This is a genomic window from Streptomyces sp. NRRL S-495 (assembly GCF_000966955.1).
Taxonomy (GTDB): domain Bacteria; phylum Actinomycetota; class Actinomycetes; order Streptomycetales; family Streptomycetaceae; genus Kitasatospora; species Kitasatospora purpeofusca.
The window spans coordinates 1-13,942 of record NZ_JZWY01000761.1 but is presented as its reverse complement, the minus strand read 5'-3'; the positions used below and the strand labels follow the sequence as shown (position 1 = coordinate 13,942).

Below are 13,942 nucleotides of genomic sequence, written 5' to 3'. Positions count from 1 at the left end.
ACGTGCAGCTGCCGATGGGCTACATCGGCGTGCCGCGCCGCGGGCGCGCCGCCCGGGCGATGGAACTGCTCGACCTGATGGGCATCGCCCCGGCCGCCGACCGCACCCCGGCCGGGCTCTCCGGAGGCGAGCAGCAGCGGGTGGCGATCGCCGTCGCCCTGGCCAACGAACCCCGGCTGCTGCTCGCGGACGAACCCACCGGCGAGCTGGACACGGCCACCTCGGAGGAGATCTTCGGTGCCCTGCGCACCGCCAACACCCAGCTGGGCACCACCGTGCTGATCGTCACCCACGACGCCCTGGTGGCCGACCAGGTCCGCCGCACGGTGCGGATCCGCGACGGGCGCACCTCCACCGAGGTGCTGCGCCACCCGGCCGGAACCGGCCCGGACGGCGCGCTCACCGCCCAGGAGTACACCGTGCTGGACCGCGTCGGCCGGCTCCAGCTGCCGCGCGAGTTCACCGAGTCGTTGGGCCTGGCACACCGCGTGCGGCTGGTCCTGGAGCACGACCACGTCTCCGTGTGGCCCGACCTCGGCCACCCGCCCGCGGGCACCGGGGCCGGCACCGAGGCGGGCGAGGGCAGGGCGGGCGAGGACGGGCACGCCCGGAGCTGACACGACGGCGCGACCGGCCGGCCGGAGCGGGCGGGTGCCGCTCCGGGGTGAACAGCACCCCGCTGACGCCCCGACACCCTCCGGCCGCCCCGAGGGCCCCGGTGTCGGACCCGCTGCCTAGGCTGGGGGCAGCCGATGATCAAGGGAGCAGGACTGTGCGGATCGAACGTCACCAGGTGGACGGGGCGCGGGTGGCGGAAGCCCGCGAGGACTTCGTGGACCGGATCGGGAGGCAGGTCCACTCCTACTCCCGCGCCGGTCTGATGACCACCACCGAGTGGCAGCTGATCTCCGACTCCTTCCTCGACTACCTCGGCGCCCTCTCCACCACCCGGCCCGACCTGCATTCCGCCGAGGCCAGGGCCGTCCTCAAGGACGCCGCCGCGGCGGCCGCCGGCGCCGTTTCCTTCGCCGCCTACTACCCGGTCGACAGCTTCCACGTCTTCCTCGACTACCCGAACTTCGGGATGAGCTACGACCGCGAGCGCGGACAGGAGCGCGACCCTCACCACCGGGTCACAGCCGGGGAGTGGCTCGACGCCTTCTGTCTCGCCATCGTCGCCGACCAGGTCTCCGTCCACGGTGAGGCCTTCGGCTGGGCCCGGCAGCTGATGCCCGCCGGGCCGGCCACGCCCGCCCTCGAACTCGTCGACGGCCTCCTGGCCCACTTCTTCGAGGACGACGGCGTCCCGGCCGGCAGCACCGCCCCCGTCGCCGAACCGCAGCCCGGTCTGCGCGCCCTGCGCGCCCTCGGTGCCGGGGACCGCGAGGTCTTCGACGCCGCCCTGCTCGCCCTGCTCCAGGACGGGCCGCAGGGCACCGGCCCGGCGAGCCTCCTGCCGCTGGTCCCGATCGCCCTCGCCGCCCTCGCGTACCGCACCCACGGCTGGGCTCCGGCGGTCGACACCGACTACCTCCCGCACGCCCTGGTCACCGGTTTCGAGACGGCCGGCCCGCGCGTCCACGCCTTCGGCCGCGACCCGCGTCCCGACGCCGTGGCCGCGCTCGCCGCCGGGCCCGTCCACGTCGAGCGGCCCGGTCCGGCCCGCCTGTACAGCCCGGAGAGCGAGGCGCGGTTCGAGCGGCGCACCCTAGAGGCAGTCACGGCCGGGGAGGGCGAGCCGCTGGACGCATGGGAGCTCACCGGCGCCCTGCGGTACCAGACCTACCTCCTCGCGGCGCGCGCCTCGGAGTGCGACGACGCCACCGACGCCGTGATCGCCACCCTGCGGCGCGGCTCCCAGCTGGGGGCCGCCGTGTTCCGGGCCGCCCTCGCCGAGCCGGGCACCGAGGCCGAGGCGACGATCGACGGCCGCGCCCTGCGCTTCCCCGCCCGCCGGGACCGGGACTTCGGCCCGGCCTTCTGGCAGACCGCCCTGTCATTCGCCCTGATCACCGGCTCCCCCGAGGACCTCGAACCGCTTGTCCTGGCCGGCCCCACGATCGCCGCCGAGGACCGCTCCCCGTCCGCCTCCTACCGCGCCGCCCTGCACGACCACCTCCGCGGCGCCGACCCGCGGCCGGCCACCGAGCGGGCGCTGAAGGAGGCGGAGCGCATCCGGGAGGGCTGGCTCCCGGCTCCGGCCGTCCTCCTCTCGCAGCTGATCGGGGGCGACGCGACCGGCTTCGACCTCGCCCTCCTCGACGCCCTGGAAGCCCACCGCGACCACCACAGCGTCGCCGACCGCGACACCGACGCAGGTGCCCCGCTCAGCCTCGACGTGCTCGCCCTCGCCTGCCACGCCCGCCGTACCCGCGGCTGGGTCACCCGCGTCCGCTCGCCCTACCTCCCGCCCCGCCTCCTCGAAGCCGCCGGCCGGCCCTGACCCCGCCCGCCACGCCCGCGCCCACGGGGCCTGACCCGCGCGCCGTCACTCGCGCCGACCGCCGCCCCGCGTGCGGAACCGGCGGGGCCCGGCGGATCAGCCCGGTTGCAGGGCCCGCGCCAGGTCCTCGGCCTCGCGCAGCTGCTCGACGCCCAGCCGGCGAAGGCCGCGCAGCAGCAGGGCGGCGTCCGTCGCGGACGCGTCCGGCCGGGGTCCGTCCGGCGGCAGCAGCATGCCGAGGAGCGCCGCCGGCACGGCCGCGGGCAGGCCGAGCACGGTGGCGAAGTCGACGAGCAGATCCGGGGTCAGCCGGTCCTCCCCGGCGGCGATCCGCCCGTAGGCGGTGGACATCCAGTAGCGCCCGGTGAGCAGGTGGAACACCTTCGCCGTCCCGGTCCAGCCGAGGTTGCGGGTGGCGACCATCCGCATCAGCAGGTTCCCGGCGGACCGCGGGTCGGGGGCGGGGGCCGAGGCGGGCAGGCCCTCGATCCGTCCGGTCGCCCGGACGGGCGGCAGACCGGCGACGAACGCGCGGAGTTCGGCCCGCCGGTCGGCCGGCAGCGCCTTGCCGAACCGCAGCACGCTGACGATGGAGGTGGTGGCCATCCCGCCGGCCGGTGCGAGGTCCTCCGGCAGCGGGACGGCCGCGATCTCGAACAGGTCGGCGGTGTCCAGGCCGAGCGCGGGGGCGAGGCGGCGCAGCAGTTCCTGGTCCGGCGCGGCACCGTCCAGCAGCGCGACCACGTCGGCCTCGCCGGCCCCCGCCCGGTGGGCGAACTCGGCGGGCTCCTGACCCTGGTGGTGCAGCAGGCGGGTCAGCAGGACGGCGAAGCCGGGAAGCTCTGTCATGGCGCCAGCATAGGGCGAGCCGGCCGGTTGGCCGCACCGCCGCCCACCTGGGCGGATGCCTCTCACGAGCGGCGGCGGGCAACCGTGCGGCGGGGCGGTCGGACGGCCGCCCCGGGCTCAGGCCCCTCCTCTCCGATCACCCCGGTCGGCGGGCCGGCCGACGGCTCAGAAGGCGGAGTTGGCGGTCCAGTGCGCGAGCAGCTCGTCGTCCCCCCGCACCTCGAACCGGCCGGCGGACCGGTCCAGCCGGCCGTAGAGGAGGAGCAGCAGGTCTGCGGCGGTACCCCGGACCGACGCGTCGGCGCTCGCTGCGGCCTCCCGGGCCTGCCGGTCGAGCCCGAAGCCGTCGGGACGCAGCCGGACCAGCCAGTCCCCGTCGCCGTCGGTGCGGGTGAACCGGATGGTCCGGTCCGCGCCCCGGAGGGCGGCCGTTCCGGGGGCGAACCCGGCGGCAAAAGGCAGGTTGGTCAGGAACTCCGAGACGCCGTCGGCGGCCAGCACCGGGTCGATGTCGGGGTCCAGGCCCAGGGCGAGGTCGGCGTCGACGCGGTGCACCAAGGTCTCGAACAGCATCCGGCGCACCCAGAAGCGGGCGTGCTGATCGGCGCCCCAGGCCCACATCGGCGCGTCGGGATCGACCGAGGCGAATTCCGCGCCGGCCTGCTCCGCGGCCTCGGCCAGCCAGGCGGGGTAGCCGTCCGGCGTCGGCGGCAGGTGCAGCTCGACGTCCCTGCTGCGCGGCGGCTCCTGGAGTCTCTGCCGCAGCAGGACGGTGAACCAGCGCTGCACGCTGCCGGTGTGGCGCACCAGGTCGGACAGCGTCCAACCGGGGCAGGTGGGCACCGGGGTGGCCGGGTCGGCGGTGCGGACGGTGGCGACGAAGCGCGAGGTCTCGGCGGCGACGGCGGCGGCGTGGTCGATGGGGGTGGTCACGGGTTCGTTCTCCGGGGTGGTCGGTCGGCTCGGACGGCGGCGCCGCTCGGCTCAGGTGAGTGGCTTGTCGACGACGGCCTTGGCGTGGCTGAACGTGTCGATGGAGTACTCGCCGTGGTAGCGGCCCATGCCGCTCTCCCCCACGCCGCCGAAGGGCAGGTCCGGCATGGCGAGGTGGGAGACCGGCAGGCCGAAGGAGAGCGCGCCGGAGGAGGTCTCCTCGGTGAGCCGCCGCTTGGTCCGCTCGGACTCGGTGAAGGCGTAGAGGTCGCCGCGTCGAGGTCGGGCACGGCGACGATCGGCAGGATCGGGCCGAAGATCTCCGCGCGCATCACCGGCGCGTCCGGGGAGACGTCCGCGAGGACGGTCGGGGCGAGGTAGCGCTCACCGCGGTCGTGACCGCCGCCGGTGACGACCCTCCCGTCGTCCAGCAGCGCGGTCAGCCGGTCGAAGTGGCGGTCGTTGACGATCCGCCCGTACTCGGGCTCGGCGGCCGGGTCGTCGCCGAACAGCTCGCGCACGGCGTCGGCGAGGTGCCGCTCCAGTGCGGGGGCGCTCTCGCCGATGGCGAGGACGTAGTCGGGGGCCACACAGGTTTGGCCGGCGTTGAGGAACTTGCCCTGGGCGATCCGGTTCGCGGTGACCGCCAGGTCGGCGCCGGGCTCGACCACGACCGGGCTCTTGCCGCCGAGTTCCAGGGTGACCGGGGTGAGGTGGCGGGCGGCCGCGGCCATCACGATCCGGCCGACCGCACCGTTGCCGGTGTAGAAGATGTGGTCGAACCGCTGCTCCAGCAGGGCGGTGGTCTCGGGGACGGCGCCCTCGACCACGGCCACCGTGTCCGGGCCGAGGTAGCGCGGCAGCAGCCGGGCCATCGCGGCGGAGGTGGCGGGGGCGAGCTCGCTGGGCTTGACGACCACCGTGTTGCCGGCCGCCAGGGCTCCTACCAGCGGGACCAGCGCGAGCTGCAGCGGATAGTTCCAGGGCGCGACAACCAGGACCACGCCGAGCGGATCGCGGACCACCCGGGCCGAGGCGGGCCGGAAGAACCCGGGGACATCGGCGGGCTTCGGCCGGAGCCACTCCTCCAGGTGCGCGACGGTGTGGTCGAGCTCGTTCAGCGTGAACCCGATCTCGGTGCGGTACGCCTGCGCCGCGCTCTTGCCGAGGTCGGCGGCCAGCGCCTGCTGGAACACCTCGGTCTGCTCGGTGAGCATCGAACGCAGGGCGGCGAGCCGGTCCAGGCGCCGGGCGAGGGGCTTGGTCCGGCCACTGTCGAAGGTGGCGCGCAGGCGGGTGACCAGGGCGGGAACGTCGGCCGCAGCGGGGGGCGGGGTGTGCGTCATGAGGGTCACGCGGTCCTTCCAGGGGCTTGAAGACCTGGATGGTTGATGTCTTCAAGTACTTTCGACGGTAGACCTCGATGGTTGAGGATGTCAACCGATCTCCCTATGCTGGACCCATGCCCCAGACGCCCCGGCCCGCACCAGCGCCCTCCCCCGAAGAGCTGATGGACCGGCTCGCGCGGGTGGCAGCGTCCTACTACCGCCACTTCGCGACGGTGGCCGCCGAGCACGGGCTCACCCTGATGCAGGGCAAGACGCTCAGCCTGCTGGTCCGCCCCCGGCCCATGCGCGCCCTCGCCGACCTGCTGGCCTGCGACGCCTCCAACGTCACCGGCATCGTCGACCGGCTCGCGGCCCAACACCTCGTCCGCCGGGAAACCGACCCGGCCGACCGCCGGATCAAGAACATCGTGCTGACCGAACAGGGCGAGCGCACCGTCCACGGCATCCGGGCCGAGCTGATGTCCGGCCTCACCGCGCTCGAACACCTCACACCCGACGAGCGCGACACCCTGCACACCCTGCTGGGCCGCGCCTTCCCCGAGACCGCCGCCCCACAGGACCAGTCCCTCCTTTCCCCTTGACCCGCGAGTTTCCCCTTGACCCGCGAGCGGACCGGACGAGGACGCCCGCGACGGGGAGTCCGGCCCGGAGGACGGTGGCGGGCGCCCGTGGAACGCGGGGCCCGGGGCAGCGGCGGGGCGGCTTCGAAGGTCGGAGCACCGGAAACGGAACCGCACTTCGGGCCGGGGCGCCCAGGTGGCGAAATCACCGGCTTTCGACACCGGAACCTGTCAGCATCCTCGGATGGAGATCCGTCGCGTCACCCGGACCGAAACCGTCAATGCCGCCGCGCACCTGTTCGACACCGCCCCGGAACAGGAAGCGACCGAACGGTTCCTGGCCGATGAGCGCCATCACCTGCTGATCGCCTACGTGGACGATGCCCCGGCGGGGATGGTCACCGGCGTCGAGATGACACATCCGGACAAGGGGACCGAGATGTTCCTGTACGAGCTGGGCGTGGACGAGTCGTACCGCGGGCGAGGAATCGGCCCGGCCCTGGTGTCGGCGCTCGCGGACCTGTCCCGCGAACGGGGCTGCTACGGCCTCTGGACGCTCACGGAGGAGGGCAACGCGGCGGCACGAGCGACGTACCGCCGTGCCGGCGGCACCCCGGAGCCGGGGCAGGTGGCGCTCACCTGGACGTTCGACGAGTCGTAGACCGGAACAACGGAGCCCTTCCCGCACGGGTCGGTCGGCGGCCCGCGCAGCGGCACCGAACGGCGTCGACGCCGTACTCGACCTGATCGGCGGCGAAGCCCTCCGGATCCCGCCGGAGCCCCGGCCCGCCGCCGAGACCAGCACCGGGCCTTGATGAACAGCCCTGGAAGGACAATATTCGAACCAGTGCGAGCGCTCCCACAGCGAAGGACACCCGCAGGTGGGTCAGGCCGCGACGAGCTCCTGCTCGCGGCCCGGCGTCGTGACCTCGGGCTTCCTGTTCGGCAGCGAGAGCCGGAAGACCTTGCGCCACGCGGAGAACACCTGCTTGGGCAGCGGCCCGGTGACATACTCCAGCTCGTACTTCTCGAACAGCGCGCGCACCTTCACCGCGACCTCGGCGTACCGGTTGCTCGGCAGGTCCGGGAACAGGTGGTGCTCGATCTGGTGCGACAGGTTGCCGGTCATGAAGTGCATGGCCCTGCTGCCGCTGATGTTCGCCGAGCCCATCATCTGGCGCAGGTACCACTGGCCGCGTGTCTCGCCCTCGATCGACCGGCGCTCGAAGACCTGAACGCCCTCGGGGAAGTGCCCGCACATGATCACCGAGTGCGACCAGATGTTGCGGACCAGGTTCGCGGTGAACGTGGCGGCGAGCGTGGTGGGGAACGACGGGCCCGACAGCAGCGGGTGGACCACGTAGTCCTTGAGCGCCTGCTTGCGGATCTTGCGGCCCACGGCCCTGGCCCGCGCGCGGAACTCGGGGTCCTTTCGGCGACTCTTGTGCAGGTTCTTGCCGAGCTCCAGGTCGTACGCCGCGATGCCGTACTCGAAGAAGCAGGCGTTGACGAGGTTCCACAGCGGCTGGCCGAGGTGGAACGGGTGCCACTTCTGGTCCTCGTCGACGCGCATGATGCCGTAGCCGAGGTCGTTGTCCTTGCCGATCACATTGGTGTACGTGTGGTGCAGCTCGTTGTGCGAGTGCTTCCACTGCTCGGACGGCGAGACGTGGTCCCACTCCCAGGTGGTGGAGTGGATCTTCGGGTCCCGCATCCAGTCCCACTGGCCGTGCAGGACGTTGTGGCCGATCTCCATGTTCTCGATGATCTTCGCCACGGACAGACCGGCGGTGCCGAGCAGCCACGCGGGCGGGAAGATCGAGAACAGCAGCACACCCCGGCTGGCCAGCTCGAGCTTGCGCTGCGCCGAGATGACCCTGCGGATGTAGGCGGCGTCCTTCTGCCCGCGGCCGGCGATCACCTCGTCGCGGATCGCGTCCAGCTCGCGGCCGAGCTCCTCGATCTGCTCCGCGGTCAGATGGGCGGTGGGGTCGATGGCGGTCAAGGTGCTCCTACCGTTCGATGTCGCAGGGGCCCGCCGCGGCGGACACACAGGTCTGGATGAGGACGCCCGGCTCGGCCTCGGTGATCTCGCCGGTGCGCAGGTCGCGGACGGCACCCGCCCTGAGCGGCGTGACGCAGCCGAAGCAGATGCCCATGCGGCACCCGGAGGGCATGAGCACGCCGGCCTCCTCACCGATGGCCAGCAACGGCGTGGCGCCGTCCGCGTCGACGGTCCTGCCGGTGGCACTGAAGGTGACCTCTCCGCCGTCGCCGACGACGGCGATGCCGGGGCGGAAGCGTTCGGTGCGCAGGCGCTCCCGGACGCCGTGCCCGGTCCAGTGGTCCTCTGCGGCGTCGAGCAGGCCCGCGGGCCCGCAGGCCCAGGTCTCGCGCTCGGCCCAGTCGGGCACGAGTTCGTGGAGACGGGCGATGTCGAGCCTGCCGTCCGCGTCGGTGTGCACCTCGGTGAGACGCAGCTTCCCGGCCGCTACCAGGTCGTGCAGTTCGCTGCGGAAGATCACGTCCTGCGGCTTCGGCGCGCAGTGGACCATGACGACGTCGTCGAAGTCGGTGTCGCGCAGCATGCCCATCACGGGTGTGATGCCGCTGCCGGCCGTCAGGTAGAGCACCTTGGCGGGCGCGGACAGCGGCAGCACGAAGTCACCGGTCGGCTGGTCGAGCCGGACCAGCGTGCCCGGTGCCGCCCTGCGGATCAGGTGGTTGCTGACCTTGCCGTCCGGGACCGCCTTCACGGTGATCGTGATACGGCCGTCCCGGCGGTCTGTCGGCGAGGTGATGGAGTAGGCGCGCCACAGGCGCGTCCCGTCGACGTCGACCCCGATCCGCACGTACTGGCCGGCCGTGTGACCGCGCCAGCCTCGTCCCGGCCTGATCACGACGGTCGCGGCGTCGCCCGTCTCGGGGTGAACGGCCTCGATGCGCCCGCGCAGGTCGGCGCCCGCACGCAGCGGGCCGACCAGGTCGAGGTAGTCCGACGGCAGCAGCGGCGTCGTGACCATCTCCAGCAGTTTCCACGCCCTGCTGCGGAGGGCTGTACTCGTCATGACTCCAGCTTGCTGCGCCTCAGGGCGTAAAGTCCTGACCGCAGGATGTAAATCTGGTCGACTGGATTGTTCGCAAGGAACAAAAACGTGAGCCATGCAATCCGAAGGGCCGGCGAACCGGTCCTGGACGAGACGACGGTCGCCGCACTCCGGGCCGCGCTGAGGGCCACCGCCGACGAGGTCGTCCAGGCGATCATCGACGAGGTCCCCTCCTACGCCAACGCCCTTTCGGGCCGCATGGGCGGCACCATCCGCCGGGCCGTCCGCACCGCGTTGGGGCACTACCTGGACCTCGCGAGCGGGAACGCCATCGGCGGCGACGCCGGTGACGCGGCCTACGAGCTGGGCCGCGGCGAGGTGCGCGACGGCCGTTCGATGGACGCCCTGCTCAGCGCCTACCGCGTCGGGGCCCGAGTGGCCTGGCGATGCCTTGCGGCGGGTGCGGTACCCGCGGGCCTGCCCGCCGCCGAGGTCGCGAGGTTCGCCGAACTGACCTTCGCCTACATCGACGAGCTCTCCGCCGCGAGCGCCGCGGGCCACGCCGACGAACTGGCCGCCCGGGGCCGGGCCCACGAGCGCCACCTGGAACACCTGACCCGCGACCTCCTCGCGGACGCGAGCCCGGACGTGCTGCTGGCCTCCGTCCAACGAGCCGGGTGGCAGCCCCCGGTATCGCTGACGGCGGTCCTGCTGCCCGCCGCCCAGGCCCGGCCCGCCTACCGCACGCTCGACCCGGGCACGCTCGTCCTCGACGACCTGCCGGACGCCACCGGTGTGCTGCTCGTCCCCGACGCCGACCGATCACGCCTCTTGCGGCAGCTCACCGACCGCACCGCCGTGGTCGGCCCCGCCCGGCCATGGACCCGTGCGTCCGCCTCGTACGCACGGGCCGTACGCGCGCGCTCCCTCTCCCCCGACATCCGTGACACCGAGGAGCACCTGCCCGAGCTGGTGCTGAACGCCGACGCGGACGCGTTCGCGGACCTGCGTGCCCGAGCCCTCGCACCGTTGCGCCCCCTGCCCGTCGCGACCGCGCGGCGGCTGGAGGAGACCTTGCGGGCGTGGCTGCTGCACCAGGGCAGGCGGGACGAGGTGGCGGCGGCGTTGTTCGTCCATCCCCAGACGGTCCGGTACCGGATGTCGCAGCTGCGGGAGCTGTTTCCGGACCTCGCATCGCCGCACCGGGTCCTCGAACTGACGCTGGCCGTGGGTCCCGGGTCTGCCGGGCCCTCCGGCACGGGGGTGGTCAAGTGAGCGTCAGGGTTCGGTCCGGCCGTGCACCGGGTCACCGGACGACGGCGGGAGCGAGGGTGCGGTCGTCGAGCCACAGGGCCTGGTCGCCGACGGTGCGCTGCTCCGCGGTCGCGGTCTCGGTCATGGTCGCCAGGTCGGAGACGGCGGCTCGACCAGTCACCTGGACTCAGCCGCTCCGGGCGTACTCGGGACTGCGCAGGTCCTGGCCGGGACCCGGGTCGCGGCCTCGGATGGCGGTGGTGATGTCGGCGGCCCAGTCCACCGGGTGGCGGTTCCCCAGCAGGTCCGCGAGGCGTTGCAGTCGCACCCGGCGTTCGTCGGGGGTGAGCGTCAGCGCCCGGTGCAGGGTTTCGACGAGGTCGGCGGGTGAGTGGGGGTCGGTGAGGAGCGCCGCGGTGCCCAACTGCGCGGCGGCACCGGCGTGACGGGAGAGCACCAGCGCACCGGAGCGGCCGGCCGCGTGCTGGGCCGCGACGAATTCCTTCGCGGTCAGGTTCATCCCGTCCTGCAGGGAGGTCACCCAGAACACGTCGGCCGCGAGGTAGTGGTCGATCACCTCGGCCAGCGGCAGACTGCGCGGCAGGTACTCGATGGGCCGCCACTGTCCCTCGTGCCACGCACGGTTGATCTCGACGATGCGGCGTTCCAGCTGCCGGCGGGTCGCGTCGTGGGAGGTGATGCCGGCCTCGGGCGGCGGGCACACCAGGCGGAACCTCAGCCGTCCGCGCAGCTCGGGCCGGCGGGCGAGCAGCGCGGCGATGGCTTCCACCTTCTCGACCGGGGCCTTGGCGTAGTCCAGGCGCTCGACGGAGAGCACCAGTGCGTCCTCGGCCGCGCCCGCCCGGGACAGGCGGGTGCGGGTGCAGGTGCGGGCACGGGTGCGGGCCAAAGCCGCGATGGCACCGCGGTCGATGCCCAGCGGGTGCACGCCGAGCCGGGGCATCCGCGGGGATCGGGCCAGGACCCGCCGGAAGCGGTCGGCGAATGCCTCGGTGTGGAATCCGGCCCAGTCCAGGCAGCTCAGCGAGGCGCGGATCTCCCCGGCGGTGGGAAGGGCGGCGAAGACGTCCGCCGGCGGGAAGGGGGTGTGGTGGAACAAGCCGATCCGCAGGTCCGGGCGGGTCGGGCGGAGAAGTCCGGGGACGAGCCACAGGTTGTAGTCGTGCAGCCAGACGGTGGCACCCGGTGCGGCCCGGGCCTGGATGTGGTCGGCGAAGCGGGCGTTCACCTCGCGGTAGTGGGTCCAGGCGTCGGGGTCGAACCGCAGGCGCTCGGGCTGGGACATCAGCACCGGCCAGAGTGTCTCCTTGCACGCCCGGTGGAAGTACCCCGACCACTCGGCGGGGTTCAGCCGGACGAAGGAGAGCGGAAGTCCGGTGTCGTGGCGGTCCAACGGTGCCGGGCGCGCGTCGGGGCCGCGGACGGTGCCGGTGTCGGTGCCAGTGCCGGTATCGAGGACCGTGTCGGTATCAGTGTCGAGGACCGTGTCGGTGTCGGTGTCGAGGACCGTGTCGGTGTCGGTGTCGAGGACCGTGTCGGTGTCGGTGTCGAGGACTGCGGCGGTGGTCCAGACAGCCTGCGGGTTCCCGCTGAACAGGCTGCGCAGGGTGGGCAGGATGCCGTTGGGGCTCGCGGGTGGCCGCCACCCGTCCGGGGTCCAGGTCACCGGTGGCCGGTGGTAGCCGACCACCAGCGGGTACTCGCGTTCCACCCAGCCCAGTTCCCGGAGGGCCGACAGGATCCCTGCGGCGCCCGGCCGGTCGGGGCGGTGGACGCGGTCGTCCTCGGGTACAGCGTCGAGAAGAGCGGGCTCGGCGCCACCGACGATCACTGCGTGGGTGCCGAGCCCGAAGAGCGACAGGTCGTTGAGGGAGTCGCCGGCAACCAGGACCGAGGACATCGGCCAGCGCTGCTCGGCGGCCAGGGCGGCCAGGGCGGCGCCCTTGCCCGCCCCCGGCGGCAGGACGTCGAAGTAGCGGTCCGCGGAGTAGAGCCACGTGCAGCCCAACGCCCGCACCGCGTCGGTGAGCTCCCGCGTGAGCCGTTCGGGACGCAGGTGGAACGAGCAGCGGCCGTCCTGGGCCACGCCGTGCTGGTACGTCAGGCCGGGCAGGTGACGCAGTGCGGCGCGTACGCGGTGGGCTCCGGGCCAGCCGCTGCGCAACCGGCTCTGCAGGGGCTCGACCGGGGCCAGCGAGACGCCGTCGAGGACGCTCGCCCCCACGTCGGCGATGATCCAGCGCGGCCGGGGCACCAGCGGGTCCCGCAGCACCTCTCGTACCGAGGGCAGGCCCCGACCGGTCGCGAAGACCACCGTCAGCTCCGGATGACGGGCCAGCGCGGCTTGCAACCGCCGACGGTCGGCCCGGTCGCCGCCCAGCAGCGTGCCGTCCAGGTCAGTGACCAGAATCCTCATCCGATGCCCCCTTCGGCGCGCGAGGGGCCGGGCCCACGCGCGTCCGCTCGTGTCAGCTCAGGATCACCGGACGCTAACACGAGGCGATCACCAAGTGAATGGGGCCTGCCACTGTGTGCAACGGCCGGGGTGCCCAGCTCCGTGGGTCACGGCGGGTGGGCAGGGTTCAGGGACGGGGGACGCGAGCAAGCCAGTGCAGCAGCCCGGCGGGGTCGAGGGCGCGGCTGGAACCCGGGCCGGTCACGGCCGCGGCCCCGCACGCGACGGCGGTGGCGAGGCAGGCCGGCAGTTGCTGCCCCGCGAGCAGGGCGTGCACGAAACCGGCGTTGAAGCAGTCACCCGCTCCGGTGGTGTCCACGACGTCGGCCGGGACCGCGCGGACGTCGTACCGTTTCCCCTCCTGCACCGCGCTCGCCCCCTCGCCCCCTCGCTTGACGACCACGGTGGGGACGAGCCCGGCCAACAGGTCGAGCGCGTCGTCCACCGTGCCCGCACCGGTCAGCCGCAGCGCCTCGTCGGCATTGGGGGCGAAGACGTCCACGCCGGCGAGGACCTCGCGCACTGTGGGTGTGTCGAGGGTGGCGGGCACGTCCTGGCAGTCCATGAACACCAGGGTTCCGAGCTGACGCGCAACCGACAGCGATGCCTTCAGCTCCGCGCCGTAACGCAGTTGGGGCAACATCAACACCGCGGGGCGGTGCTCGCGCAGCAACTCGCTGAGCGGCGGCGCCCCGTGCGGATCCTGGTAGCTGACCATGGCCCGGTCGCCGGGGTACGACAGTGCCACCGTGACACTGCGCAGCGGAGCGGCGTGGTGCCGAAAGCCGCTCTCGTCCAGGCCCTCGGCCCGAGCCGCGCCGAGTACGAGCGAGCTGAACAGGTCGGTGCCGAAGTCGGCGGCCCACACCACGTCGCGGCCCAGCCGGCGCATGGCCATCGCCGGTGTGAAGGCCCCGCCGGGAATCAGGTCGAGCGCCCCGGCGAAGACCTCGGTGCCCGGCCGGACCGGCCGTTCGAGGCCCTGGAAGATCAGATCGGCGAAGTAGTCGCCGACCACCAGCACTTCGCGA

General features: G+C 73.3%; 12 protein-coding genes and 1 pseudogene. 5 read left to right on the top strand and 8 right to left on the bottom strand.

From position 1 onward, the window contains the following. Together VR45_RS32890 and VR45_RS32885 are read left to right on the top strand one after the other, a co-directional pair. A partial coding sequence (locus VR45_RS32890) for an ATP-binding cassette domain-containing protein (protein ID WP_045943551.1) occupies positions 1–617 on the top strand: 617 nt, incomplete at its 5' end. Between the two features lie 155 nt (positions 618–772). Further along, positions 773–2,443: an immunity 49 family protein gene (locus tag VR45_RS32885; RefSeq protein WP_052709553.1), complete on the top strand. Its 1,671-nt coding sequence runs from the start codon at positions 773–775 to the stop codon at positions 2,441–2,443. 96 nt (positions 2,444–2,539) lie between these two features. Here the strand turns inward: VR45_RS32885 and VR45_RS32880 are convergent, their stop codons facing one another. The 3 genes and pseudogenes from VR45_RS32880 to VR45_RS32870 all read right to left on the bottom strand — a co-directional run bounded on the left by VR45_RS32880 (position 2,540) and on the right by VR45_RS32870 (position 5,571). Next, complete coding sequence (locus VR45_RS32880; protein ID WP_045943550.1) at positions 2,540–3,292, bottom strand: hypothetical protein; 753 nt, start codon at positions 3,290–3,292, stop codon at positions 2,540–2,542. A 165-nt stretch (positions 3,293–3,457) separates the two neighbouring features. Next, complete coding sequence (locus tag VR45_RS32875) at positions 3,458–4,225, bottom strand: maleylpyruvate isomerase family mycothiol-dependent enzyme (RefSeq protein ID WP_045943549.1); 768 nt, start codon at positions 4,223–4,225, stop codon at positions 3,458–3,460. Between the two features lie 51 nt (positions 4,226–4,276). Beyond that, positions 4,277–5,571 (bottom strand): annotated as a pseudogene (locus VR45_RS32870) (aldehyde dehydrogenase family protein). A gap of 116 nt (positions 5,572–5,687) precedes the next feature. Here VR45_RS32870 and VR45_RS32865 point away from each other — a divergent pair. After that, positions 5,688–6,155, top strand: coding sequence for a MarR family transcriptional regulator (locus tag VR45_RS32865; protein ID WP_045943548.1), 468 nt, complete (start codon positions 5,688–5,690; stop codon positions 6,153–6,155). A 223-nt stretch (positions 6,156–6,378) separates the two neighbouring features. Continuing rightward, entirely contained in the window at positions 6,379–6,795 is a 417-nt protein-coding gene (locus VR45_RS32860; RefSeq protein ID WP_045943547.1) for a GNAT family N-acetyltransferase, read from the top strand. Between the two features lie 225 nt (positions 6,796–7,020). On the opposite strand, the gene VR45_RS32855 is transcribed toward VR45_RS32860, so the two are convergent. Next, positions 7,021–8,139, bottom strand: a complete 1,119-nt coding sequence (locus tag VR45_RS32855) for an acyl-CoA desaturase (protein ID WP_045943546.1) — start codon at positions 8,137–8,139, stop codon at positions 7,021–7,023. 7 nt (positions 8,140–8,146) lie between these two features. Further along, positions 8,147–9,202, bottom strand: a complete 1,056-nt coding sequence (locus tag VR45_RS32850) for a ferredoxin reductase (RefSeq protein ID WP_234326399.1) — start codon at positions 9,200–9,202, stop codon at positions 8,147–8,149. Between the two features lie 87 nt (positions 9,203–9,289). On the opposite strand from VR45_RS32850, the gene VR45_RS32845 reads away from it, so the two are divergent. After that, positions 9,290–10,456 carry a PucR family transcriptional regulator gene (locus tag VR45_RS32845; protein WP_045943544.1) on the top strand — a complete coding sequence of 389 codons (1,167 nt, stop codon included), beginning with the start codon at positions 9,290–9,292 and terminating at the stop codon, positions 10,454–10,456. Between the two features lie 31 nt (positions 10,457–10,487). On the opposite strand, the gene VR45_RS50270 is transcribed toward VR45_RS32845, so the two are convergent. The 3 genes from VR45_RS50270 to VR45_RS32835 all read right to left on the bottom strand — a co-directional run. Continuing rightward, a complete protein-coding gene (locus VR45_RS50270; RefSeq protein ID WP_286163571.1) occupies positions 10,488–10,616 on the bottom strand; it encodes a hypothetical protein in 129 nt (42 codons plus the stop codon). A gap of 6 nt (positions 10,617–10,622) precedes the next feature. After that, complete coding sequence (locus tag VR45_RS32840; RefSeq protein ID WP_045943543.1) at positions 10,623–12,872, bottom strand: trehalose-6-phosphate synthase; 2,250 nt, start codon at positions 12,870–12,872, stop codon at positions 10,623–10,625. A 166-nt stretch (positions 12,873–13,038) separates the two neighbouring features. Further along, positions 13,039–13,942: carbohydrate kinase family protein (locus tag VR45_RS32835; RefSeq protein WP_045943542.1), on the bottom strand; the 904-nt coding region annotated here is incomplete at its 5' end.